Annotated in this window: 19 protein-coding genes and 1 pseudogene; 8 read left to right on the top strand and 12 right to left on the bottom strand. The window is 35.3% G+C overall.

The genetic code is table 11. The annotated features are described in order from the left end of the window. The first annotated feature begins 75 nt into the window (after positions 1 to 75). Entirely contained in the window at positions 76 to 447 is a 372-nt protein-coding gene (locus GQR60_RS04910) for a winged helix-turn-helix transcriptional regulator (protein WP_225441343.1), read from the top strand. 94 nt (positions 448 to 541) lie between these two features. On the opposite strand, the gene mltG is transcribed toward GQR60_RS04910, so the two are convergent. Continuing rightward, a complete protein-coding gene (gene mltG / locus GQR60_RS04905) occupies positions 542 to 1612 on the bottom strand; it encodes an endolytic transglycosylase MltG (RefSeq protein ID WP_124991857.1) in 1071 nt (356 codons plus the stop codon). A 195-nt stretch (positions 1613 to 1807) separates the two neighbouring features. Here mltG and GQR60_RS04900 point away from each other — a divergent pair, with 195 nt between their 5' ends. Further along, positions 1808 to 2962 (top strand): M14 family metallopeptidase, encoded by a 1155-nt coding sequence (locus GQR60_RS04900; protein WP_225441342.1) that lies wholly within the window; start codon positions 1808 to 1810, stop codon positions 2960 to 2962. Between the two features lie 93 nt (positions 2963 to 3055). Here GQR60_RS04900 and GQR60_RS04895 read toward each other — a convergent pair whose 3' ends face one another. Continuing rightward, positions 3056 to 4153 carry an AbiH family protein gene (locus GQR60_RS04895; RefSeq protein ID WP_124991856.1) on the bottom strand — a complete coding sequence of 366 codons (1098 nt, stop codon included), beginning with the start codon at positions 4151 to 4153 and terminating at the stop codon, positions 3056 to 3058. Positions 4154 to 4329: 176 nt separating this feature from the next. Between GQR60_RS04895 and GQR60_RS04890 the strand changes: the two genes are divergently transcribed. After that, entirely contained in the window at positions 4330 to 5310 is a 981-nt protein-coding gene (locus GQR60_RS04890; RefSeq protein ID WP_124991855.1) for a transglutaminase domain-containing protein, read from the top strand. A 123-nt stretch (positions 5311 to 5433) separates the two neighbouring features. Here the strand turns inward: GQR60_RS04890 and GQR60_RS04885 are convergent, their stop codons facing one another. The 4 genes from GQR60_RS04885 to GQR60_RS04870 all read right to left on the bottom strand — a co-directional run bounded on the left by GQR60_RS04885 (position 5434) and on the right by GQR60_RS04870 (position 10736). Further along, on the bottom strand, positions 5434 to 6480 hold the full coding sequence (locus GQR60_RS04885) for a nucleoid-associated protein (RefSeq protein ID WP_124991854.1): 1047 nt from the start codon (positions 6478 to 6480) through the stop codon (positions 5434 to 5436). A 263-nt stretch (positions 6481 to 6743) separates the two neighbouring features. Next, positions 6744 to 8258, bottom strand: coding sequence for a PepSY-associated TM helix domain-containing protein (locus GQR60_RS04880; protein ID WP_160463414.1), 1515 nt, complete (start codon positions 8256 to 8258; stop codon positions 6744 to 6746). A gap of 208 nt (positions 8259 to 8466) precedes the next feature. Next, positions 8467 to 10113, bottom strand: coding sequence for a hydroxylamine reductase (gene hcp / locus GQR60_RS04875; protein ID WP_124991852.1), 1647 nt, complete (start codon positions 10111 to 10113; stop codon positions 8467 to 8469). Between the two features lie 257 nt (positions 10114 to 10370). Beyond that, a complete protein-coding gene (locus GQR60_RS04870) occupies positions 10371 to 10736 on the bottom strand; it encodes a hypothetical protein (RefSeq protein ID WP_124991851.1) in 366 nt (121 codons plus the stop codon). 309 nt (positions 10737 to 11045) lie between these two features. Here GQR60_RS04870 and GQR60_RS04865 point away from each other — a divergent pair, with 309 nt between their 5' ends. The 3 genes from GQR60_RS04865 (at position 11046) to uvrB (ending at position 14838) form a co-directional block, all read left to right on the top strand. Beyond that, on the top strand, positions 11046 to 11630 hold the full coding sequence (locus GQR60_RS04865; protein WP_124991850.1) for an HAD family hydrolase: 585 nt from the start codon (positions 11046 to 11048) through the stop codon (positions 11628 to 11630). An 18-nt stretch (positions 11631 to 11648) separates the two neighbouring features. Continuing rightward, on the top strand, positions 11649 to 12665 hold the full coding sequence (locus GQR60_RS04860; protein WP_124991849.1) for an endonuclease/exonuclease/phosphatase family protein: 1017 nt from the start codon (positions 11649 to 11651) through the stop codon (positions 12663 to 12665). Between the two features lie 163 nt (positions 12666 to 12828). Beyond that, positions 12829 to 14838 carry an excinuclease ABC subunit UvrB gene (uvrB, locus tag GQR60_RS04855; protein ID WP_124991848.1) on the top strand — a complete coding sequence of 670 codons (2010 nt, stop codon included), beginning with the start codon at positions 12829 to 12831 and terminating at the stop codon, positions 14836 to 14838. A 52-nt stretch (positions 14839 to 14890) separates the two neighbouring features. Here uvrB and GQR60_RS04850 read toward each other — a convergent pair. Both GQR60_RS04850 and GQR60_RS04845 read right to left on the bottom strand, forming a co-directional pair. After that, positions 14891 to 15713 (bottom strand): annotated as a pseudogene (locus GQR60_RS04850) (sigma-70 family RNA polymerase sigma factor). Between the two features lie 105 nt (positions 15714 to 15818). Then, a complete protein-coding gene (locus tag GQR60_RS04845) occupies positions 15819 to 17264 on the bottom strand; it encodes a S1C family serine protease (RefSeq protein ID WP_124991847.1) in 1446 nt (481 codons plus the stop codon). A 273-nt stretch (positions 17265 to 17537) separates the two neighbouring features. On the opposite strand from GQR60_RS04845, the gene dapF reads away from it, so the two are divergent. Together dapF and GQR60_RS04835 are read left to right on the top strand one after the other, a co-directional pair. Continuing rightward, complete coding sequence (gene dapF, locus GQR60_RS04840; protein WP_124991846.1) at positions 17538 to 18323, top strand: diaminopimelate epimerase; 786 nt, start codon at positions 17538 to 17540, stop codon at positions 18321 to 18323. A 26-nt stretch (positions 18324 to 18349) separates the two neighbouring features. Then, a complete protein-coding gene (locus GQR60_RS04835) occupies positions 18350 to 21166 on the top strand; it encodes a cache domain-containing protein (RefSeq protein ID WP_124991845.1) in 2817 nt (938 codons plus the stop codon). Here the strand turns inward: GQR60_RS04835 and GQR60_RS04830 are convergent. The 4 genes from GQR60_RS04830 to GQR60_RS04815 all read right to left on the bottom strand — a co-directional run bounded on the left by GQR60_RS04830 (position 21163) and on the right by GQR60_RS04815 (position 26525). After that, a complete protein-coding gene (locus tag GQR60_RS04830) occupies positions 21163 to 21729 on the bottom strand; it encodes an LOG family protein (protein WP_124991844.1) in 567 nt (188 codons plus the stop codon). The genes GQR60_RS04835 and GQR60_RS04830 overlap by 4 nt on opposite strands. 141 nt (positions 21730 to 21870) lie before the next feature. Beyond that, a complete protein-coding gene (gyrB, locus tag GQR60_RS04825; protein WP_101311073.1) occupies positions 21871 to 23832 on the bottom strand; it encodes a DNA topoisomerase (ATP-hydrolyzing) subunit B in 1962 nt (653 codons plus the stop codon). 347 nt (positions 23833 to 24179) lie between these two features. Continuing rightward, positions 24180 to 24680 carry a hypothetical protein gene (locus GQR60_RS04820; protein WP_124991843.1) on the bottom strand — a complete coding sequence of 167 codons (501 nt, stop codon included), beginning with the start codon at positions 24678 to 24680 and terminating at the stop codon, positions 24180 to 24182. A gap of 135 nt (positions 24681 to 24815) precedes the next feature. Then, positions 24816 to 26525, bottom strand: coding sequence for a TonB-dependent receptor (locus GQR60_RS04815; RefSeq protein WP_124991842.1), 1710 nt, complete (start codon positions 26523 to 26525; stop codon positions 24816 to 24818). Positions 26526 to 26527: the final 2 nt, after the last annotated feature.

The raw sequence follows: 26527 nt of genomic DNA, 5'->3' as shown, positions 1-26527 counted from the left end.
AAAAACGACCAATAAGGTACATCCTTGTTCTAAACTAACTTCAAGGTAACTATTGTTGATAATCAAAGATCTATGATGGGAAAAGAAATAAAAAAAAGTGAATGGGATATTACAAATTGTCCTGTCAGAACGGTTTTAGATCGCTTTGGTGATAAGTGGTCTATTCTTGTATTACTGATTTTAGGCGAAAAGCAGAAGCTGCGTTTCAATGAAATCAATAAAGAAGTTGGTTCAGATATATCTCAAAAAATGCTGACTGTTACATTAAGAAAATTAGAGGCTGACGGATTTATTCTTCGAACTATTTATCCGGAAATTCCTCCTAAAGTTGAGTACGAAATTACAGACTTAGGTAAATCTCTTGTTCCCCATGTGGATAATTTAACGAAATGGGCGGTTTCCAATATGCCGGCAATCAAAAGGTCCAGAGAAAGATTTAAAAAGTAAGCAGATATCCGTTATGAATACACTGACATTTGCCATACAGTGTATTCTCAATAAAAGCCTGAAAATTACAACCCGTAAATAGCAGAAGTACTAATTATTTCATGATGCCTCTTTGATTGAGCGCTCTTTGATAGCGACTTGCATTTTGATTGTGTTCGCGCAAGGATTTGGCAAATACGTGATATCCATTGAATTCGGGACTGGCACAAAAGTAGTAGTATTTGTGTTTTTCGTAGTTTAGAACGGCTTCGATACCGGAAATAGATGGCTGACGAATTGGTCCCGGAGGTAGTCCGCGATATTTATAGGTGTTGTATGGAGAATCGATTGTTTTGTGTTTGTTAAGAACCCTGCGTATGGTGAAATCGCCCAAAGCAAACTTTAAAGTTGGATCGGCATCCAATTTAATTTTACGGTTTAAGCGATTCATGTAAACACCTGCAACACGTTTCTTTTCATCTTTTTTAACGGTTTCCTCATCGACAATTGATGCCAGCGTGCTCACCTGAATAGGTGAAAGACCAATATTTTCAGCTTTTTGCAAGCGCTCAATATTCCAAAACTTACCATACTCTGTATGCATTCTCTCAATAAAATTTTCTGCATCTAAATTCCAATATACCTGATAGGTGTTGGGGATAAACATTCCTATAATGGTATGAGGTGCAAATCCGTATTTCTGCAATTTAGATTCGTCTTTTAACAGCGATAGGATGCTAATTGAATCGGCCTCGATTTGAGCAGCTATTTTGCCCGCAAAATCTTCTAAAGTGCGGGTATTATTAAAAGTAAGATTGAGTGGCGTTTGAATGCCTGAGCGCAATAAATTTATTAATTCATTATTGCTCATGCCATTTTTAATTTCGTAACGCCCCGGATGAATGTGATTTGCGAAATTTTTCTTCTCCATAACCCACTGAAAGGAAGAGCTGTTTTTCAGGCAGCCTTTTTCATTTAGAATTTGCAAAACATCTGCCTGATTTGAATTGGTGGGTATGTACAGTAAGCTGGTTTCTTCTTCGCCCAAATTAATGTTTGCTGAGAAAATATCCTGATAAAGTTTAAAAAGTACCGATCCTGTTACAACTAATACAAGCATTACAGCAAACACTACAAACTTCCACTTTTTTGAACGGTTGTCTTTCAGACGAAACAAATTGATCATTAGTTTGAATTAAAAATAAATACAGGACTACTCTGCAAAAATAAAGAAATAATATTTCCTTGATAAACAGACTTCCAAAAATAGAAGAATTTGTGATTATTTAAACGTTTACTAATCGTGAATTAGTACTCCGGCATCGCAATATAAGAATTCAACAGTTTCCTTGTCTGTAAAAATCAAAAAATCTACCTTTGAATGAATCACAAAAAAAACGACACACACATGAATATTTCATCGAATTTTGATGGCGGTAAAATTGAAGTTATTGATGCCGCCAATCCTCAAAACATACAGCTAAGCATCCCCAACGACACAAATTCTGAATTTTTTCAATGGTTCCATTTCAGATTGATGGGCGCAATGGAAGAATCTGTTAAAATGCGGATTACAAATGCCGGTAAAGCATCTTATCCGGAAGGATATGAAGGCTACCAAACTGTGGCATCCTACGATCGTGAGAATTGGTTTCGGGTTCCATCGAATTACGATGGCAAAGAGTTGATTATTGAGCATACGCCACTTTATAACTCGGTTTATTACGCTTACTTTGCTCCTTACACCTACGATCAGCATTTAAATTTAGTTCATCAGGCACAAATGTCGCCGGAGTGTGAATTGGTTTCGATTGGAAAAACGGTGGAAGGAAAAGACATTGATATGTTGATTGTTGGTGAAGCCGACGAAACGAAAAAAAGCATTTGGGTAATTGCCCGTCAGCATCCCGGCGAGCCCATGGCCGAATGGTTTATGCAGGGTTTAATTGACCGCCTTTTGGATCAGGATGATCCGGTTTCGAGAAGTTTGCTAAATAAAGCTGTTTTTTATTTGGTGCCTAACATGAATATTGATGGCAGTATTGCAGGCAATTTACGCGTAAACACAAAAGGATTTAACTACAACCGCGAATGGGCCGAACCTTCGATTGAAAACAGTCCTGAAGTTTTCCATGTGCGTAATTTAATGGACGAGTATGGCTGTGACTTAAATCTGGATATCCACGGAGATGAAACTTTGCCTTATAATTTTATTTCGGGAATAGAAGGCATCCCTTCCTTCGATGAAAGATTGAAAAAATTAACGGAAAAATTCATTGGTTCATGGATTGATTTATGCCCTGATTTTCAGGACACTCACGGCTATCCCAAGAACGAACCTGGAACTGGAAATTTAGCAATTTGCTCGAAACACATTGGAGAAAGATATAAATGTTTATCTTTGACAATTGAAATGCCATTCAAGGACAATAATGATTTACCAGACCCTGAATATGGTTGGTCTCCCGAAAGGAGTATTTTATTGGGAGAATCTGTTCTTCAGCCAATCTATCAAGTGGTGAATCACCTAAGATAATTAAAAGCATATACTACTAAGTATATTACTCGAAAGGCCCATGCTCAAGCTTCCGTGAGTGTGGGTCTTTTTTGTGGGGTAAATTCTGTTGTTTCAAGAAAGTGATCCATTTATTTTAACTTGATGTTCTTTTATTGGTTGTGGCATAGGTCTACACATATCATGAGGAACAATCCTTTTTCTCAACAAGGTCTTATCCATAAAATGTCTAGATATGTTATTGATTTTATCTATAAAATCATACTCATCTCCTTTTTCTCCATGATAGAAAACCTTTATTGATTTACAATTCTCGTGTTCAAATAAAGTATTCAACATCGTTCTATCTGATAATCCACATGAATGTCCAAAAAGGTATACTTGAAAAGGCAATTCGTCAATATATCGAATAAGAGAAAAGTAATTTTGCTTCTTAGAATATTCAAATGATTTTATATGTTTTAAATATTCATTATCATTCAAATCTTCAAACTCTTTATAATTTTGATCAAATTCATCCCCAAACCCAAAAATAGGATCACCATACCTTTTATCTAAACTACCATGTATGAAATTAAAACTTTTATGATTCACTGTCAACCTATCAAAGTATTCATGACCGATACTAGTATAATTAAAATTCAAGAAATAAATATGTTCGGGTCTTCCATTTTTAATAAAATCATTAGATACTATTTCTTTATCATTTACATCCTCTAAAAAGCACTCTACAATATTTTCAGAACAAATCGTTCTATCAAAATCATTTTCCTGAATCCGCAAATACTCAGATAATAGATTTTTAATAAATTCAAATTCCTGATGTAGTTCATCTAAGCCTTTCCTTTTACTCGTTTTAACAACCAAGAGTAATTTAAAATATTCCATTTCAATATCAACCCATCCTAGTGTTTCTATCCTGTTAAAAACAAGATTAAGAAGTACTGATTTAATCTTAACATATACACCTTTATCTCCACCTAAGACTTTTAATACCTTAAACGCATCTTCCTCAGTAACAACACCTATATCAAGTGGATTGATTCGTCCATTAAATTTGAATTTAACATCTAATAATAAATCTGAGTATTCATTTTTGCTATAAAATGTATTTATAGCATTAGCGAAGTAATCAGCTATAAAATCCTTAAAACTAGTTTTGAGACCATGAGCTAGATCAAAGCCATTTCCAATAATAATTAATCTATTCATTTTACAAGATTGAAAGATGAAACAAGATCTAAAAATAAAAAAAACAATTCTATAATTATCATAAATTTGATAACCTTTAAAGACTAATTTAAATCATCATTCTTCCCTAACTATTTGCTTTCAGGCTTGATTCTTGTTTCTTTTATTTATATTTAAAACTGAATCATCATAACAATATGAATACTTCCATAAAATCCATACTCTTTTTACTATTCTTTTTGGCTTATTCTCATGCAAATGCACAGTTGATCAATAAGATAGATGGTCTCATTTCGAAATACCCGGCAAATTTTAGCTCTTATGAGGAATTAGCTGATAAAATAAAAACTGATTTCAATACGGATGAAGATAAAGTCAGAGCTGCCTTTGCATGGATTGCCATGAATGTTGAATACAAAACAAAAGGAGTAAACAAGACTCATAAAATCCGCTTTTCGTATACTTCGGACGAAGATTTGCAGACACAAAAAGATCAGTTCAGAAGAGATCTGGCATTGGAAACAATAAAGAGCCGCAAGGCTTTGTGTGAAGGATACTCTACGCTTTTTCAGGAAATCTGCCACATACTAAACATAGAATGTGTAATAATACCGGGCGCTGCAAAACGATTTGTTTCGGAGATAGGAAACAACAAGTTGCCTTCGAACCATGCCTGGAATGCTGTAAAAATAAATGGGAAATGGAAGCTTGCAGATATTACCTGGGCGGCTGGTTCTGTTGACTACGCCAAAATGGAATTCCTAAAAGAATATACTCCTGCTTATTTCGATAACGATCCAAAGGAATTTGCCATGAAACATTACCCTGACAATCAGGAATGGTTACTGCTGAATAAAGAATTTACCCGGGAAGAATTTGCCCTTCAGCCCACCATTTTTAATGAATTCATCGGCAAAGGCTACCAAATAATCAATCCGGAAAATGGATTAATATCAATCCGAAAAGGAAATGAGATTGCCTTTTCAATTGCAAATGTTCCAAGTGGCATTCCGATTGCTTATCATTTTAAAAGTGAAAAATTTGGCCAACTCGTAAAACCTATTCTAAAAAAGAACATCGTTAACTTTTCTGTACCAACAAACAAGAAAGGCGATGATGAGTTGATCATTTATTTTGAAAACCAGCCGGTACTGGGATATAAAGTGAGTATAAAGTGAAAGATGCTACAAGGGTAAAGCTCCCCGAAAATGAAAAAAGCCTCCCCATAATTGAGAAAGCTTCTTAATAATCCAAATAAATATGCAGACACTGTCAGGTTAAAAAACGCTGTCAGGTCATGCCTAATTCTCGTCTCTGAAAAACAGTTTGTAGTAACTTAAATCACGAGCAGCATCGTATCCCTTTTCTATAAATTTTCGTTGCCCATGAATGTAAACATGAAAGTTTTTATCCAGCTTTAATATGTGTTTAAAGTGCTTTTGCTCTCCTTTTACAGCATCATTATTAATTGTGAATTCTGGTGTAACAGTTGTTCCCTGTTCGTTTTGATAATAGGTTTTGTACTCATCAAAAGCTGTGGCCACCTCAGGCTGTTCAATCACTTCCTTTTTAAATAATTCCTCGTTGAACAGCTTTTTATCCTTAAAAAAATTGATTGACTTGTTCATTAAATCAATCTGATCTGCTTTGGCAACTTCATTCTCGTCGTTGTACACATCACCAATAAAACCTTTACACATATCCAAATAATTTTGGGTATGATAGAAATTATCTTCGCGAAGTTTCAAATTCAAAAAGTCCTCTTTCCAGTACAAAGCCTCTTTGTTCGAATTGGTTTTATCTACAATACAAACTTTGAATCCTTTTTCCTTTTCGGAGTTGAAAATCAGGCAGCCTTTGTCCAATTTCTTGATATTGATTCCATTTTCACATCCCAACTCAAAATTATCCTGCTTTTGGTACACCTTTAAAAAAGTGTCTTTATTTTCTGATTTAAAAATACCCAACGCATCGCAAACTTCTCCATCAACCACGCAATTCGAGAAGCCCACCAAATAAAATTCGCCACCCTTTATATTCGGATGGTTTGATTTTTCATACAAATGAACTGCAATATTGGTTGACTGATCGTAAAAGGAAACATTCTCCTCGAAATACTCCGAAGCATAACAAAACACTTCATTCATATTCAAATCGGTATCATGTTGGAAATTATAGAATTCCTCCTTATTAAAGGCTGTTAAAAAATACTTTAGCAGGATATCCTTAACATCATCATCTTCCAATTGAATTTCCAATTTAGAAAGTTTCAAATCTTCATCGTGATGTTTATTTCCTACATTGTGAACCACAATACGGTCCAGATTTATATCTTCAAAGTTGAACATGCTTTTCCTTTTTTTAATCCGGCGATAAAGATACAGACTTTCAGTAAATAATTATTTCCTTTTAACTTATCATTTACAATTAGTAGATTTATCTAAAGTAACCCGTTAAAATATGAATGGCTAACCGCTTAAAAGAATTGGGAAGCAAGGTGAAATTCACGTTTTATCCTGAATCAACTCACAATTCGCGGACTGAGACTTACAATAATCCTAAACTATACATTTGGCTGCTGCAACAAAAAAAGAAGTGACTCCACATTCAACTAAGCTGATAAAAAAATTATTTTCTTTTGCTTCCGATACAAAACAAATCCTATTATCAAAATCCACAAAATACTGATTCCTGCCAATGGAATAAAAAGAATATAGAACCTGCCAAAAATATATTGGTAAATTCTACCGGTATGAGTTTCCAAACACAAATTCCAAAGTGACATGGGCGATTGCTGAATATTTTCAGGCATTGAGGTAAAACCGGATTGATCACTTAAATTTCCTGAGCCCAAATTGTAATCAAACAAAATTTCTTTTCCTTCTGAATCTTTCAAATATCCAGCAATTGGATGGGCAGAAATTGGTGGCCCGATTGTTTTTACAGGAACATATGTTTTTTTAGTAATATAATCGAAAACTAATCCCTTTTCAGGAATCCAATAAAATAATCCACTAAACGATCCAACCAGATAACTCCCATCATTCACCTTTTCGAACACATTCACTCCCATTACTGAAATGGGAGGCTGTACTGCAAAAACTTTCGGAGCAGAAGTAAAATCATCATCAGAATAATATACACTCTCATTGGTTGCCAAAAGAATCCGATCCAATTCTTCATCATACATGATTCTGCGCAACTGATCAAACCATGGATTGGGGTTATCTAAATGCGTAAATGAAATTTTAGGAACCCGATTCGAAACTATTGCAATCAACAATGGCGGACGCAAAAACATCCCCGTTAGAGTAGTTAAGACAAGAAAAATTATTAACCAATATCCAAAGTGATTGTGCCATTTCAAATTAAATTTCAGAAATTTAATCTTCCTCTTAGCATCTTTACTTTTCTGCTTTAACTTCTTTATCCATTTGGGATAGATAAAATACACCAAACCACTAACACACAGAAGAATGAACACCAAGCCTATAAAATCAACAAACAACTGCCCTATTATACCAAAAGCCTCACCACTATGAATTTCCCACAATGTTTTAAACAAACTGATCTTATTGTCGTAATTCTGATCTGGAAGCAAATTTACAATCTCAAAACCAATCTCTGTTTTTTTCAACAAGTGAGAACGTGTCAAAACAAATAGTTGATTATTAATCTCAACCAAATCAACAACTCTCTCCTCAGAAACAGGCAAGTCAATGTTTTCCCAATTTTCACTTTTCGGATTGTAATAGAAAAGTCCAAACAATGTTCCGGCATAAAGCGCTCCCCAACTGGTTTTAATCACTTTTTCAATTTTCCTATTGTCGACGCCAGATGTAAAGCCGGAATTAAAGTCCTGAAATGTTTTGAAATTATCGGTAGTTTTCCAGATTCCGATATTGCCGTAAATTAATGCTGTATCTCCTTGAATTGTTACAGCCGATTTCACCGCAGCCTTATTCCAATTTGAATACTGATACTCACTGCCTAAATATTTTCGATCTACATCAACAGAAGAAAATACTCCCCGGTGATTCATCACAATTCCAGAAATTGCGAACAATAAAATAAAGAAAGTCAATGCCAAAGAAGGCCATTTATGGTACTTCTTTAAGAATTTCATTGTTTTAGCTTGATCCATAACTGCATATAACATTACATAAATTGTTCCTAAAATAGTAACAAAATCAAACAAAAAACTGCCTAATGCAGAGTTTAAATCATCTACATTAGGCAGCTAATCACCCTAACAAACTAAAAAACGTTCCATTCACAAATCTCCTCTGTCTTTCTTCACCCGCAAAACGCTTTTTAAAACCTCAATTTCATCCTTAATTTAAAAACATTTTCATGTCTTCGTCAACAGTACCAATTCCTGCAATTCCGAAAGTATCAATCAACACTTTAGCAACATTTGGAGAAAGGAAAGCCGGCAATGTTGGTCCTAAATGAATATTCTTAACACCCAAAGATAAAAGTGCTAATAATACAATAACTGCTTTTTGCTCATACCATGCAATATTGTAAGCAATTGGTAGATCATTGATATCGTTAAGTTCAAACACTTCTTTCAATTTCAATGCAATAACTGCTAACGAATATGAATCGTTACACTGACCTGCATCTAATACTCTTGGTATTCCTCCGATATCACCCAACTCTAATTTGTTGTAACGATACTTAGCACAACCAGCTGTTAGAATTACTGTATCCTTTGGTAAAGCAGCAGCAAATTCAGTATAGTAATCACGACCTTTCATACGACCATCACAACCAGCCATTACAAAGAACTTACGAATAGCTCCGGTTTTCACAGCATCAACAACCTTATCAGCCAATTGCATTACTTGATTGTGAGCAAAACCCCCTACGATAGTTCCGTTCTCAATTTCAGTTGGAGCAGCACAATTCTTGGCTACTTCAATAATTTCAGAGAAATCTTTCTTTCCATTTTCGCCAGCAGTAATGTGCTTGAATCCTGGGAAACCAGAAGCTCCTGTAGTATATACTTTATCCTGGTAAGTAGATTTTGCAGTTGGAGGAACAATGCAGTTGGTTGTAAACAAAATAGGTCCGTTAAATGTTTCGAACTCTTCATTCTGCTTCCACCATGCATTTCCGTAGTTACCTACAAAGTGCTCATATTTTTTGAATGCTGGGTAGTAATTGGCAGGCAACATCTCAGAGTGAGTGTAAACATCAACACCAGTTCCTTCAGTTTGCTTCAACAATTCTTCCATATCCTTCAAATCATGACCTGAAATAAGGATACCTGGCTTGTCGCTTACACCAATATTCACTTCAGTAATTTCAGGATTGCCATAAGCAGATGTGTTTGCTTCATCAAGAGTTGCCATAGCAGTTACACCATTAGCTCCACATTCCATAACCAAAGCAACCAATTGATCAGCGGTCAATGTATCATCAGTAGTAGCCTGCAAAGCTTTCTGCATAAAAGCATACATTTCCACTTTTTCAAGACCTAAATTGTAAGCATGCTCAACGTAAGCCGCAAAACCTTTCAAACCATACAATAACAATTCTCTTAATGAACGAACATCTTCGTTTTCAGTAGACAAAACACCAATAACACGGGCTTTTGCGTCAAAATCATTCTCTTTATCAGCAAACCATGTTGCGGAATGATGAAGGTTTTCAAAAGTAACACCTGCTGCTTCAGCCTGATTTTTAATTTCTTCACGCAACTTAAGGCCTTCACGAACAGCCGCTACAAATTTTACTTTATCAAAATTGGCATTAGTAATAGTCATAAACAAACCTGTCATAATGAAGTTGTTCACTTTATCATTCTCAACACCAGCTTCACGGGCTTTGGTACTGAAAACGGAGATTCCTTTCATCACATACATCAGTAAATCCTGAATGTTTGCAACCTCATCGGTTTTTCCACAAACACCTTTAATTGTACATCCGGTCCCTTTTGCTGCCTCTTGGCACTGATAACAAAACATAGCCATAATAATATTTTTTAATGTTATAAATTTGATTATTCCAGTAACAAAATTGAGAAAGAACAAACAAAATAATTTCTGAAAAAAATCCGATTTACTCTTTCGATACCACAAAGATGCAACAGGATGATCGCAAAAAGTGTAACGGATGTTACAAACACGTAAATAATTCAGATTTTTTCATCTCTTTATCCCCATTGCTGAATTTGGACAAAAAAAATCCCAACCTAAATCGATTGGGATCCTATATTTTAAATTTATTTTTACATCAAATCTTTGCAATTCCGTTTGAGTTCTTCCTTCAGCTCACACTTACATTCAATGTAACTTGCCAACTGTTTATCAGACAGAACATCTTTCATTTCTACTTCTTTGCGTTTCAAACTATCACGAACTGCCTGCATACAAGGAAATCCATCCTTCTCCATAGTCAGCTTTTCAATTTCTTTTTCATACTTCAAATTTAAAACCTCAATCTGCGTAATCTGTTCCACAGACAAATCCAACTTCTTCTCCATCCAGGATGTAATTAGATTTGCTCTTTTTTCGGCCAAAGAATTGTTTTTGGCACTCACAGAAACACTCATCATCACAAATAGTAGAATCAAACTTCCAGCTACAATCTTCATATACTGATTTTTAATTTTCACTTCAATCAAACAGCTATAATAACGGCTGATTAAATAAAAAGTTGTTAAAACAATGGAAATTTAAATATTTTTAACGAAACATCCAAGCAAGACACAATTTAACAAGCTGTTATTCAGATCATAAAACGGCCTCCTAAGAATCTGCAATTAAAGAAAATTCAGTGCAATTAATTAAAAATTATTTAATAATTTAGGCATCCCTTTCTAATCATTTTAATGTAATCTTACGCAGGTAAAAATAGGATTGCAACAATAAACTTACGAATAGAAAGACAAAAAACAAAGACCATGAAAAAAATAGATATATTCCCAAGTACTAAAGCATTTATTTTTGATTTAGATGGAACCTTGGCTGACACCATGCCTTTACATTATGAAGCCTGGGTAAAAACAGCCAAAATCATGAACTTGGAATTTAGTATTGATTTTTTAAAAAGTTGTGCAGGAATGCCTTCTTCTAAAATTATTGATTTACTAAACGAGAAAAACAACCGTACTATTGATCCACAAAAATTCTCTGATATGAAAGAAGAATTTTTCGCGAAGGAGATGCACAAAATCAAAGAAATTACTGCCGTTACCGGTTTGGTATACAAATATCATGGTAAAATACCAATGGCAGTAGGAACTGGTGGGAAACGCAACATTGCCTCTGAAACCATGCAACTTTTAGGTTTAGATAAGTACATTTCTATTCTGGTAAGTGCTGATGATGTAGAAAATCACAAGCCGGAACCGGATACATTTTTAAAATGTGCTGAACTAATGGGGATTTCCCCTAAAAATTGCCAAGTGTTTGAAGATGCAAGCTTAGGCTTTCGGGCCGCTGAAGCTGCAGGCATGAGAGTAACCGATGTCACTCCTTTTTATTAGAATCAATAAAACTATTTCATGTTAAAAAAATTACTGTTTGTTCTTATGGTGGCTCTCATCGCCTTTTCCTGTTCTCAGGAAAAAAAAGAGTATACAATTGCATTTTATAATGTCGAAAATTTATTTGACACTCTTAACGATCCAAATACTCGGGATGACGATTTTACTCCAGAAGGAAAATTAGAATACACTGCCGAACGATATCAGAAAAAATTGGTAAATCTTTCCAGTGTATTATCTTCTATCGATAAAAATAATTTCCCTGCTATTATCGGACTTTGTGAAGTAGAAAACCGATCTGTACTGGAAGCATTAATAAGTCAGGAAAAATTAAAATCTGCGGATTATGGCATCGCCCACACCGAAAGTCCGGATCGAAGAGGAATTGATTGTGCACTTCTGTATCAAAAAAACAAATTCAAATACCTAAGTCATGACATAATTGGAATTCATTTTCCAGATGAACCAAACTACAAAACACGCGATATTCTTCATGTTGAGGGTATTTTAGGTTCTAATGATACCTTACACCTATTTGTTAATCATTGGCCATCAAGAATAGGAGGAGCAGAAAAATCGGAGAAAAATCGCGTATTTGTGGCTGAGCAATTAAAAATTGCCGTTAATAAATTGCAGGAAAAAAATCCCAATGCGAAAATCATTATCATGGGAGATTTTAATGATGAACCCAACAACAAATCTGCTGAAGAGATTTTAGCCGCTACCAACAATAAGGATACATCAAATCCTGAAGCTCTTTACAATCTAATGTACGATTTAAAGATAAACGGAAAAGGCACTTACAACTACAAGGGTGATTGGAACATGCTTGACAATCTAATTGTTTCCAACAGCCTTATAAGCAATACAAAAGGGCTGCACACAAATCATCAGGCAGGCAAAATCTTTAATGCTGACTGGATTTGCCACAAAACACCAAAAGGTATATTGGTTCCCAACCGCACTTACGCCGGTCCTAAATACTTTGGTGGTTACAGCGATCACTTCCCCGTTTACTTTCAGTTAAGCAATTAAAAAAACAATCAAATAAAATACAACAGCTGATTACCAACAACGTAATCGGCTGTTTTTCTTTCTGAAATGATCTGATAAGCTAGATTTTTCATTTAAAACTATCAAGGTTCATATTGTTTCTATATTTTAGCAATTCAGACATCGAACCAATCAAAAGTGCTGCATGAAATTTAAAATTGAATCAAAATTTAAACCAACAGGTGATCAGCCAAATGCCATTGAAGAATTATGCAAAGGCTTAAACGATGGCGCTCCTCATCAAACTCTGCTTGGGGTTACCGGTTCGGGTAAAACATTTACCATCGCCAATGTAATTGAGCAGGTACAGCGCCCAACCCTGGTTTTAAGTCACAACAAAACTCTTGCCGCTCAGTTATATGGTGAATTCAAAACGTTCTTTCCGAACAATGCTGTTGAGTATTTCGTTTCCTATTACGATTATTATCAGCCGGAAGCATATCTGCCGGTAACAGGCACCTATATAGAGAAAGACTTATCCATTAATGATGAAATTGAAAAGCTGCGTTTAAGCGCTTCCTCTGCCCTTCTGTCCGGAAGAAAGGATGTAATTGTAGTTTCATCTGTTTCCTGCATTTATGGTATTGGAAACCCTGAAGATTTTCATGCTAATGTTACCGAAATTAAAAAAGGACAATTAATTTCCCGTACCAAACTTCTTCACTCCTTTGTCGATGCTTTGTACTCAAGAAATGAAATAGAGTTTGACCGTGGAAATTTTCGGGTGAAAGGAGATACAATTGATATTTATCCGGCATACGCTGATTTTGCTTATCGCATTATATTCTGGGATGATGAAATTGAAGAAATTTACTCTTTTGACCCAATTAACGGAGCTAAATTAGATCACTATGACAGAATAACGATTTATCCTGCAAATATATTTGTTACCAGTAAAGACAGAGTCCAAAAAGCCATTCATCAAATTCAGGATGATATGGTAGCTCAGGTTGCCTTTTTAAAAGATATAGGAAAACATCTGGAAGCAAAACGTTTGGAAGAAAAAGTCAATTTCGATTTAGAAATGATCCGAGAATTGGGACACTGTTCAGGAATTGAGAATTACTCGCGGTATTTTGATGGAAGAGCTGCAGGAACCCGTCCGTTCTGCCTTATGGATTATTTCCCGGATGATTTTTTGGTGGTAATTGATGAGAGTCATGTTACCATTCCGCAGATTCGTGCCATGTATGGTGGTGATCACTCCCGAAAAATAAATTTGGTTGAATATGGCTTCCGCTTGCCTTCGGCGCTGGATAACCGCCCATTAAAATTCGAAGAATTCGAACAGATTGCCAAACAAACAATCCACGTAAGTGCGACACCTGCCGATTACGAACTGGAAAAATGCGAAGGCGTTGTTGTAGAGCAGGTGATCAGACCAACCGGATTACTTGATCCGCAAATAGAAGTTCGCCCAAGCCTTAATCAAATAGACAATTTAATTGCCGAAATCGACAAACGCACACAAATTAGTGAACGTGTTCTGGTTACCACACTCACCAAGCGAATGGCAGAAGAGTTATCGGAATATTTCACCAATTTAAATATTCGCTGCCGATATATTCATTCCGATGTTACTACATTAGATCGGGTGAAAATAATGGAAGATCTAAGAAATGGTGTTTTTGATGTTTTAATTGGTGTAAACTTATTGCGTGAAGGATTGGATCTTCCGGAAGTGTCTCTCGTTGCAATTTTAGATGCTGACAAAGAAGGATTTTTGAGATCCACCAGATCTTTAACACAGACCTCGGGAAGAGCTGCCCGTAATGTGAATGGCAAAGTGATCATGTATGCCGATAAAATTACCCGATCGATGCAGGAAACCATCGATGCAACAGATCATAGAAGAGAAAAACAATTGGATTACAATACCAAAAACGGCATTACTCCAACACAAATTACCCGTTCGAAAGCAAGCACAATGAATCATGGCAAAGATAACGGACCTGTTGCATATTCCGGTCCGGATTCAATTGAAATCGCAGCAGATCCTGTTGTTCAATACATGAGTAAAAGCAGTTTGGAAAAAACCATTGAACAAACCAAAAAAGCAATGCAAAAAGCAGCTAAGGAAATGGACTTTTTACAAGCAGCTCAATATCGCGATGAAATGTATAAGCTTGAAGCGCAATTAAAAGAAAAGAAATAAAAAAAAGCAGTTTCTTTCGAAACTGCTTTTTACATATCGTAAATGGAATGTTTTATCCCAAATAAGTTTTCAGTAATTTACTTCTGGAAGTATGACGTAAACGACGAATCGCTTTTTCTTTAATCTGACGAACACGCTCACGTGTCAAGCCAAATTTTTCACCAATTTCTTCCAAAGTCATTTCCTGAATACCAATACCGAAGAAAAGTTTGATAATGTCACTCTCTCTTTCAGTAAGAGTAGCTAGTGCACGATCAATTTCTTTAGTAAGAGATTCATTCAAAAGATTTCTGTCGGCTATCGGAGAATCATCATTCACCAATACATCCAACAAACTGTTGTCTTCCCCGTCAACAAACGGAGCATCAACAGAAATGTGACGACCGGAAACACGAAGTGTATCTGCTACTTTATCAGCAGGCAACTCTAAAGATTCAGCTAACTCCTCAGGAGATGGCTTTCTCTCGTGCTCTTGTTCAAATTTAGAAAAAGCTTTGTTAATTTTATTCAAAGAACCAACCTGATTCAATGGCAAACGAACAATTCTTGATTGCTCAGCTAAAGCCTGCAGAATTAAATCCTCGTGTCTCATCAAACTTTTCAGCTGCCTTAATCAAACCTAAATTACCCTCGTTAATAAGATCCGGTAGGCTTAACCCTTGATTTTGATATTGTTTCGCAACCGAAACAACAAAACGTAGGTTAGCTCTTGTTAATTTCTCTAAAGCTCGTTGGTCGCCTTTTTTTATTCGCTGCGCCAATTCAACTTCTTCCTCTACCGTAATAAGATCTTCTTTACCAATTTCCTGTAAATACTTATCCAAAGAAGCACTTTCACGATTGGTAATTGATTTGGTTATCTTTAATTGTCTCATAGTCCCTTTTCATCGAAATATTTTGCAAAATTAGACTTTTAAATACTTAAAGTCAAAATTAATTGCTCTTTTATTCGAATTATTATTATTTTCCCATTTAATTTCCTAATCTTTATCATTTAGAGAAAACGCGTAATACTTAACGCTTCCATCCGGATAAATTCCAGAGATAAATACACCTCCATCTTTTACATCCTGAAGCGCATCTTTAATATCATCTACCTTGAAGATTGGTGTTTCGTTAATTTTATAAATAATAAACCCCTCCTTAATCTTCTCGTCCTTAAACTTCCCATCTCGCAGATTCTTTACCCTCACTCCTCTGTTTATTTGAAGACGATACTTCTCCTGTGTTGATATAGGTTCAAATTCAGCTCCAAGAAAAGCCAGATCTTTAGATTTAATTACGTTGGTATTTCCTAGTCTATTACGTAAGACTACCTCAATTTGTTTCCTTTCCTCATTTCTTTTTATTAAAACCTTAATTTTGTCACCTGGGTGGAACTTACTAATCTGCTCTTGAAGCTCAGCACTAGAATTTACAACTTTCCCTTCTATATTCAATATAATATCTCCTTTTTTTATTCCGGCATTCTCGGCAGCACCATCTTCATTTATACCCGCAACATATACTCCTTCAATTTTATCAATTTTAAATTCATCAGCTAAATTAGCGTCAACTGTTCGAATAGACACTCCAATAAATGCTCTTTGAACCTCTCCGTATTTTTTCAAATCGCCAATTACTTTTTCAACGATAGTAACCGGAATGGCAAAAGAATAACCCGAATATGAACCTGTTCTGGATTCTATTGCAGTATTAATTCCAATTAGCCTCCCTTTAGTATCAACCAAAGCCCCACCACTGTTACCTGGGTTAACGGCAGCATCGGTCTGCAAAAATGACTCAATACTCATTCTATTTCCATTTAAACCAAGATTTCTTGCCTTTGCACTAATAATACCAGCCGTTACTGTAGATGTCAGATTAAATGGATTGCCTACTGCAAGAACCCACTCTCCAAGTTTTAGATCATCTGAATTTCCAAAATCCATTTTCGGAAGATCTTTTTCATCTATTTTAATTAAAGCCAAATCTGTATAAGGGTCAAAACCAACTAATTTTCCTTCATATTCTCTTTTATCGTAGAGTACAATATTTATTAAATTCGATCCTTGCACAACATGATTATTCGTTACAATATATCCATCATCAGAAATAATTACTCCGGAACCAGATCCTATACTAGCTCTTGGTTGCTGACTTCTACCTCTCTCTCCAAATAAAAAATCATAAAAGGGATTGGATTGGTATTCCTCATTTGAATAAAGTGTTTTTACATGAACAACCGATTTCACAGACATTTCTGCAGCGTATGTTAAATCAACCTGAGGCACACCAACAGTATGGTTTGTAAGTTGTGTCGTTCGCACTTCAGGAACAGTAATAATTCTTTCTTTTTTATCAGTAAATAACACAAATAATAAAACGGCAATTGTTCCACCTAAAATGGCAATTGCTAATTTTCCCAAAAATAATTTCAATTTCATCTGAAAAAACTTTATTAATTAATAATTATATGATGCCTGTTTGAAATCAAACAGGATGTTTTTCTTACTATGCCTAAAAAAAGGCAGAATGTTGCTTTCTCTATCTAAAATAAAAATCAAATAATTTCATGGATCAAATAATTTTGATTTTCTTGAGTGACGAAATAACTGATACCAATAAGATTCCTACATTTATACAACAATTTTAACGATATAAACTTAACAAGTGTTTATAATTTATTGGTATTTAACACTTCTTAACAAGATTTAAAAATGAAAGTTGAATTTTCAAAATATCAGGGAACTGGAAATGATTTTGTTTTAATTGACAATAGAAACGGTAGGATTGCTCCAGATGACTTCTCATTAATCGAAAAACTTTGCGACAGAAGATTTGGAATTGGTGGTGATGGATTAATGTTACTTGAAAATGCAGACGGATTCGACTTTCGAATGAGATACTACAACTCGGACGGAAAAGAAGGCAGTATGTGCGGAAATGGTGGTCGTTGTATTGTTGCTTTTGCTTATCATTTAGGACTTGTCTCAGAAAAAACAAAATTCATAGCTGTGGATGGAGAACATGAAGCAAAAATTACGAATACTGAAGATGGTATTCAGGTTAGTCTAAAGATGATTGATGTTTTAGATATTGAAATGGGTGACGATTTTTATTTTTTAAATACCGGATCGCCTCATTTTGTAAGATTCATATCCAATCATGAAAATTTCGACACTTTTGCTGAAGGAAAGAAAATACGCTACAACAATAGGTTCGCCGAAAAAGGGACAAATGTGAATTTTGTATCATTTCAAGGTCAAAATATTACTGTCAGCACTTACGAAAGAGGTGTTGAAGATGAAACCTATTCATGTGGAACAGGAGTTGTTGCATCGGCTATAAGTGCCGGTTTTAAAACGGGCAGTAACAAATTTATAATCAAGACAAAAGGTGGTTTTCTTGAGGTTCATTTCAGAAAAATAAGTAACAAACAAATTGAAGATATTTGGCTGACAGGACCGGCAACACATGTTTTTAATGGTACTCTCACAACATAATAATTGAATTCTACTTCCACCTTAATATGAAATTCTTTCTTGCTAAAATTATTGAAGACAAAAGCATTTCTAAAGTATTTTTGGTTTCACTTCTCGCCACTTCCTTTCTCCTAATTTCCATTCTTGGGATTTTTTGGGTACAGCAGGCAAGGCAAAAATTTAAGCAAGAGTCTAAACAAATACAGGACGACTTTTTTAAGATACAAGAAAAAACCCTTCAACACGAAACTCAAACTCTTATAAATTATATTGAAAACGAGAGAGAGCAAACAAGAAACACACTAAAAAAAGACATCAGCAGCAGAGTTTACGAAGCGCATTCCATTGCAGCAAACATATACAACAGCTGTAAAAATGATCTTACGGAAGAGCAGATAAAAAAACTCATAACAGATGCGTTACGCTCTGTTCGTTTTAATGATGGAAGCGGTTTTTTCTATATAAACAGCTTGGCTGGTGTTGTGCAAATGAATTCAGAAAACCCGGAATGGGAAGGACAAAACAAACTATCACTTAAAGATGTTTTTAGTATTCCGATTATCAAAAATGAAATAAAAATTGCACAAAATAATGGCGAAGGTTATTCAAACTATTCATGGCAAAAGGAAGAAGGGCAAAAAATCGATCCTAAAATATCCTTTGTTAAAATATTCAAACCATATAATTGGTATATCGGATGTACTCAATATGTGGAAAACTACGAATTAAAAATTCAAGATAAAATTCTGGATAAAATTACAGACATGCGATTTGATGAAAGCTTCTCAATTGTAGTATTTAATTTTAACGGAACGTGTTTAGCACATACACAAAAGGATCTTATTGGTCAAAATCTTTGGAATAAAAAAGACAAAGATGGCAAAAAGATAGTTCAGGAGCTGATTACAAGAGGAACAGATAAAGATGGTGGATTCGTTAGGTATGCGGATCCATACAAAAAGGGCAGTCAAGAATCTATCGCAAAATTGATGTATGCAAAAACCTACAAAGACTGGCAGTGGGTAATAGGGAGCGGTGTTCATATCAGCCAACTCACAGAATCAATTCAGAATAAGAGAAATGAACTAAAAGCTCTTGTAAATGGGTATTTTATAAAAGCAGGTTTAATCTTTTTATTAACAATTTTCATTATAATTACATTCACCCGATTTATGGTAAAAATCAGCAAGTCGGGATTAGAAATTTTAACTCAATTTTACAAAAACGCTGCGAGTAATTCACACATAATTGACATATCTAAACTACATTTTAAGGAATTTAAAATTCTTGGTGAGCATGCCAATGAAATGATTCTTAAAAGAAAATCGATTGAACACCAGCTTAATATTGAAACCGCGTACTTTGAACAACTTTTCGAAAATTCTCCGGAGGCGATAGCAATTACTGACAACGAGAGTAATGGTATAAAAATCAACAAACAATTTACAAATCTGTTTGGTTACACCAAAGAAGATTTAAAAGGAGTGGTAATAGATACCTTGCTTGCCGATGAAACAAGACAAGATGAAGCCAATAATTTAAATTACATCACAGCCAAAGGCCAGCTGGTAGAAATTGAGACTGTCCGGAAATGCAAAGACGGCAGACTAATTGACGTTTCGATTATGGGAAACCCAATTGAGGTTGATGGTGAGCAGATTGCTATTTTCGGTATTTACAGGGATATTACAGAGAGAAAAATATATGAAAAACATTTAACCGAAGCGAAAAACAAAGCGGAGGAATCTGACAAATTAAAATCAGCCTTTCTTGCGAATATGTCTCATGAAATAAGAACTCCAATGAATCACATTCTTGGATTTACTGAAATTATTACAGCTCAGGAAGTTAATGAAAGCGAGCGGCAAGAATACGGAGATCTGATAAAACAAAGTGGTATTAATTTACTGCAGCTCATTAACAACATAATTGATTTATCGAAAATAGAGTGCAAACAAATAAAACTTTCCTCTTTGGAAATTCCTGTTAATACAGTACTTACCGAATTATATGAAAAGTATTACATTCACAAAAACAAGAATAAAAAATCCCACCTTATTCTTAAAATTCAAAAGACTCTAAACGATGAAGACTCTATTATTTATACTGATCCTGGTCGGTTAGAGCAATTACTATCAAACTTAATCGAAAACGCAATCAAATTTACCGACAATGGGTTTATAGAGTTTGGCTATCAACTTAAAGAAAAAAACAAAATCGAATTCTTCGTAAAAGATACCGGCATTGGAATCGCTGAAAAATCAATGGAAAATATCTTTCACAGCTTCAGACAAATGGATGGATCGGACACCCGACGGTATAGCGGAACAGGTCTGGGCTTAACCATTTCGAAACGATTAGCTGAAATACTTGGCGGAGAAATAAGAGTTGAATCAAAAGAGAATATCGGTACATGTTTTTTTGTCACTCTTCCCTACAACAGAGAGAAATTGCAGATTGAAAAAACCGAAGTTTGTGACAAAAAAAATTACAACTGGAAAGGCAAAAGCATTCTTATTGTTGATGATGAGAAGATTAATTTCTCCTTCTTTAAAGCAAGTCTGGTAAAAACCAAGGCAGAAATACTTTGGGCGAAAAATGGAAGTGAAGCAGTAACAATATGTCAATCAATCGCTGTTGATCTTGTACTAATGGACATACAAATGCCAATCATGAACGGTTACGATGCAACGAAAGAAATTAAATCATTCAACTCACAAATTCCGATTATTGGCCAAACTGCTTACTTTCAAAAAGAATACAAGCAAAAAGTAATGGCGGCCGGATGTGATGACTATCTCTCAAAACCAATTAAAACAGCAAAATTACTGGATTCTATTGAAAAGCAGTTTCTAAAAAACTAATCCCATTTTGTCTTTAACTGTTCTTTTTTATAGTTCTGAATGTAATTTATAGCACTATCATAACTATTTACAAATAAATAATAGTCCCGGTAATCCTCTTTTGCAAAATTCTCTTGATAAGAAAGTTCAAATTGCGCTTTTAAAAAATCATAAAACCCATCCGTATTAATGAACACAATTGGCAAGTTATGATATCCCAACTGTTTCAGGGTTATTACTTCCAGAATCTCTTCGAGCGTACCAAAACCTCCCGGCAAAGCTACAAATGCATCTGATTTTTCACGCAGAATTTTTTTCCGTTCCGACATGTCAGGAGTGATGACTAATTCATCCAAAAAATCAGCCGATATTCCATAATCATTAATCAGCTTTGGCACTACGCCAATCACCTTTCCTCCAGCCTCTTTAACCGAAACTGCAACCTGATTCATAAGCCCCACGTTTGTTCCCCCGTAAACCAAATTGTATCCTGATTCACCAATTGATGTTCCAAGGTTTTTAGCTTCCAGAAAATACTTTTCATCCACAGAATTACTGGAAGAACAAAACACACAAATATTCATATTTTCAACATTTAAAATTTACGTGGGGTAAATTATTAATTTTGTTTTACACAACAAATAAAAACCACAAAATTGATGATTTGATAATAAAAAAGCCCTTGAGAAACAAACTCAAGGGCTTAACATATTGTATTTTACTGTTTATGCATCAATATTGGCATAAGTTGCATTCTTCTCAATAAATTCTCTTCTTGGAGGAACCTCATCACCCATCAACATAGAAAACACATGATCAGCCTCAGCTGCATTTTCAATTGTTATCTGGCGTAATGTTCTCACTTCCGGATCCATGGTTGTCGACCACAATTGTTCGGCACTCATCTCTCCAAGACCTTTGTAACGCTGAATGTGCAAAGAAGATTCTTTTCCACCACCCCATTCTTCAATTAAGCGCAAACGCTGATCTTCATTCCAACAATACTGTTCATTCTTACCTTTTTTAATCAAATACAATGGAGGTGTTGCAATATATAGGTAACCACTTTCGATTAATGATTTCATGTATCTGAAAAAGAAAGTCATAATAAGAGTTGCGATGTGACTACCATCAACATCCGCATCACACATGATTACAATCTTGTGGTAACGAATTTTCTCAACATTTGCAGCTTTACTATCCTCTTCGGTTCCAATTGTAACCCCTAAGGCAGTAAATATATTCTTGATTTCTTCACTTTCGAAAACCTTGTGCTGCATGGCTTTCTCAACATTCAAAATCTTACCTTTTAACGGAAGAATTGCTTGAAATTTACGATCTCTGCCTTGCTTGGCTGTTCCACCCGCCGAATCTCCCTCGACAAGGAATACTTCACAGTTTACAGGATCCTTATCTGAACAGTCGGATAATTTACCAGGCAATCCGGAGCCACCTAAAATTGTTTTTCTCTGAACTAATTCACGGGCCTTTCTAGCGGCATGACGAGCTGTAGCCGCCATTATCACCTTCTGTACAATAGTTCTGGCATCTTTTGGATGTTCCTCCAAATAATTAGCCAACATTGTGCTTACGGCCTGATCAACAGCAATACTTACTTCCGAGTTTCCCAATTTTGTTTTGGTTTGTCCTTCGAACTGCGGCTCTGCAACTTTCACAGAAACAACAGCCGTTAAACCTTCCCGAAAATCATCACCACTAATATCAAATTTCAATTTTGACAACATTCCTGACTTATCAGCAAATGCTTTTAAAGTTCTGGTTAATCCACGACGGAAACCTGTTAGGTGAGTTCCACCCTCTATTGTATTGATATTATTCACATAAGAGTGAATATTTTCAGAATAAGAAGAATTGTATTGAAGTGCTATTTCAACAGGAACTTCATTCTTGTCTATCGAAACATGAATAGTTTCCTCAATTAACCGCTCTCTTGTGCTGTCAAGATATTCAACAAATTCTTTTAATCCTTCTTTTGAATAAAAGGTCTCGAAACGAGGTTCTCCATTCTCATTTAGATCTCTTTTATCTGTAAGATTCAAACGGATCTCTTTATTCAAAAATGCCAGTTCTCTTAAACGTGCAGCTAAAATATCGTATTTATATTCAGTTACAAGAAAAATTGAATCATCCGGTTTGAAAGTAATATAGGTTCCTGTCAAATCAGATTCACCTATTGTTTCTATCGGCGCCAATGGCACCCCTTTAGAATATTCCTGACGATATATTTTCCCGTCACGATGGATTTCCGCAGTTAAAAGTATTGACAATGCATTAACACAAGAAACACCAACCCCGTGCAAACCTCCGGATACCTTATAAGAATCCTTATCGAATTTACCACCGGCATGCAAAACAGTCATTACTACTTCAAGTGCCGATTTGTTTTCCTTCACATGCAGGGAAGTAGGAATTCCACGACCATCATCCTTAACGGTAACTGAATTGTCCTCGTTAATAAACACATCGATATTTTTACAATATCCACCCAAGGCCTCATCAATCGAGTTATCTACAACCTCATACACCAAATGGTGCAAACCTTTAATATTTACATCACCAATGTACATGGAAGGGCGTTTACGAACCGCTTCCAATCCTTCTAATACCTGAATACTATCAGCAGAATATTCATTATTCCCGTTTGGTTTCTTTTCTAAATCACTCATTTATCAGATCTTTAGTTGTCAATCAAAGAATTTAACCAATAAATCGTATGATTATTGATCAAAATCATGATCTTATATTCTAATATTTTTTTTGTACAAAAATTAATTCATTCTCAGGAAAGTTTTTTCTGACTAAACCGATAAAAACCAGTAGTGAGGAGAAAGACAAAACACACTTACTGTCAGCATGTTAATCCATTACTAAAGCCTAAAAATAAAAGTAAAACAAAGATAGTAAAAATGATGAGTTTACAGGCTGTTTTATCTAGAAAAATCGTGCTTTTTAATAGTTTTTGTCAAACTGTTTTTAAAAGTACCAATCAGAAGAGATATCTGTCCGTTTATGTTTACAATTCCATAGAATTACTTCGGCGGGGTCTTTTCATTTTAAACCTGATAATAAAACTATTAATATCATTTCCCGTTTTAGTACGCCCGTATTCGTGAAGTTCAAATACTGTAGTTACATTTTTAAAATTTTTAGGCATTGCTTTCCACATCTTGTAAAAAACAACCTGAACATTCTCCATATCGGCATTATCGAGTTTAATTTTAAGAACCTCCCTGTTTTTTGGCATTGCAAAAACACTAACTCCGTGTGAATCCCAATCGATCGATTCTTCGGCCACAAAAGCCAGATTAAGAGTATCTCTGGTGATATCAAACAGATAGGTTACTCCCATATCCTCCATTCCCATCTCCATTAAAATTTCGAGTGGCTTTTGGTCATTATTGACTGAAAGCTTCCACCGCTCTTCTTTTTGAGCACAAAGCTCACTTACACATGAAAAAAGTATAATAACGAACGGAAGTATATATCTTGATTTACGGATCAATTTACAGGACATAATTTTGATAGAGATTTGATAATACTATTAAAAATAGCAAAAAGCGTGCAAAAAACAATTTGCAAACATAAGCAAAAAATAAAAAAGGATGCTCTACAAATAGAACACCCTTCTGTAAAATGCTTTTAATGCGACCTAAAATACGACTTTCACACCCAATAGAAAATTAAGTCTCTGAGAAGGATATCCATCCCACTGATAGTATTTGTCGGCAAATAGGTTATTTACTTTCCCAAAAGCCGTAAAATGCTTATTTAAACGATAATTCGCACCAATACTCAGATCATACACGGCATCCAATGTTTTTACAGTAGATCCCATAGAAACAGGTCTCTCGCCCAATATATTAACTCCCGCCTGAAAGTCAAGATCATTTGTGAATGCATATGTGGCATTTACATTCATTTCAAATTCCGGCTTGTGCCAGGCCTCTGCTTGCTTATCGAGAGTATATTTATTAAACCAAACTGATGAATTCAGTTCCAATTTATCGGTCCAACCTATACTTACTTCAGCGCCTAAACGAAGCAAACTAATATCATCATAAACCACATCAAATTTATTTGAATAAGTAGTACCAGAATAATCTGCATTTGCTGCACCGGCATTTCTTTGCATAAAGAAGTACTGATCATCAACAGAGCTGTATTCTGCCGACAATTTAAAGGATGAGTTAGAAGACAAACTGCCTTTTACACCACCAAACAATCTGTATTTTTGATTGGAAGGCACCACATTCAAACCTGAGTAAACGTATGGATTCTCGGCAATAATATCATTGTAATTATTCATTTTTAAATCCCCGTCCAATCCGGCAAACAGGGTCATAATGCCATCAATTGCTTCAAAATCAACAGCTATATCAGGATACAGCTTTGCTTCTGAATCGTCGCCCATGGCAAGAACCGTATTCAATCCTAATTTCAAATTCAAATTGCCGGTTTTAAGCGAATATTGAGGATTTAAGTTCCAAACGAGAGTATTCCTTTCAAACATAGATCCCAACTCTTCCATACTGGTAATTCCGTCGGTTGCAAAATAATCAAAAGATGATTTTAAACTCCAAAAACCATCACCACGACGAATTTTAGCCTCGGCACTAATCAATACATCATTCTCTGTAACGTAGATATCATCCGTAAAGTGCTCGTATTGCAAACCAACACCAAAATTCAACTTCTCTTCATCTTTAAAGGCAGTAAGGAACTCTGCATTCAATCCAAAACGATTTTGAACCTGCTCAGTATATGGAAATAAATCCACATAATCTGCTGCAACATCATCTTCTGCCGGAAATCCGAAAAAATCGTATCCTTTGTGCTCGTAATACACCTTTCCTGAAATCTTTCCCTCATCCAAATACACACTGCCATATACTTCAGCCAATTGTTCTTTCCAATCGGGCTTTGCTTTCCGACCATTTTCCAACTCCAATTTTCCGTTGGTGGAATAATGACGAATATGAATTCCAAAATCGCTTATTTTCGAGCGTTGGTTATTGAAACGATAATCCCCGAAAAGGGTTGAATAATTACCCCCTGCAAGAGTTAAGGCATGACTGTTAATTGATTGCAATGGCTCACCAACAATTCGTGCTGCCGGGATTAAAGCAGGAGAAAATCCTACGGCCAAAGGTTTTGTTTGTATAAAATAGGAAAACGAAGGAGTAAAGGTTGCTGTATCCTGAACCACCGGCAACTCACCAATTCGCTTTGATTTATTTATTTTGGGCTGATAAGCGGTTTTCACCTTCACTTCTTTATTTAAATCTCTTTCTTCCTGCGCATAAGAAACTGAACAAGCCAAACCGGCTATCGCCACAGTGAATATGATTTTTTTGAACATTT

It is taken from the genome of Labilibaculum euxinicum, assembly GCF_009795715.1.
GTDB lineage: Bacteria > Bacteroidota > Bacteroidia > Bacteroidales > Marinifilaceae > Labilibaculum > Labilibaculum euxinus.
Note: the sequence above shows the minus strand (reverse complement) of the source record. Positions and strands in the feature narration are given on the sequence as shown.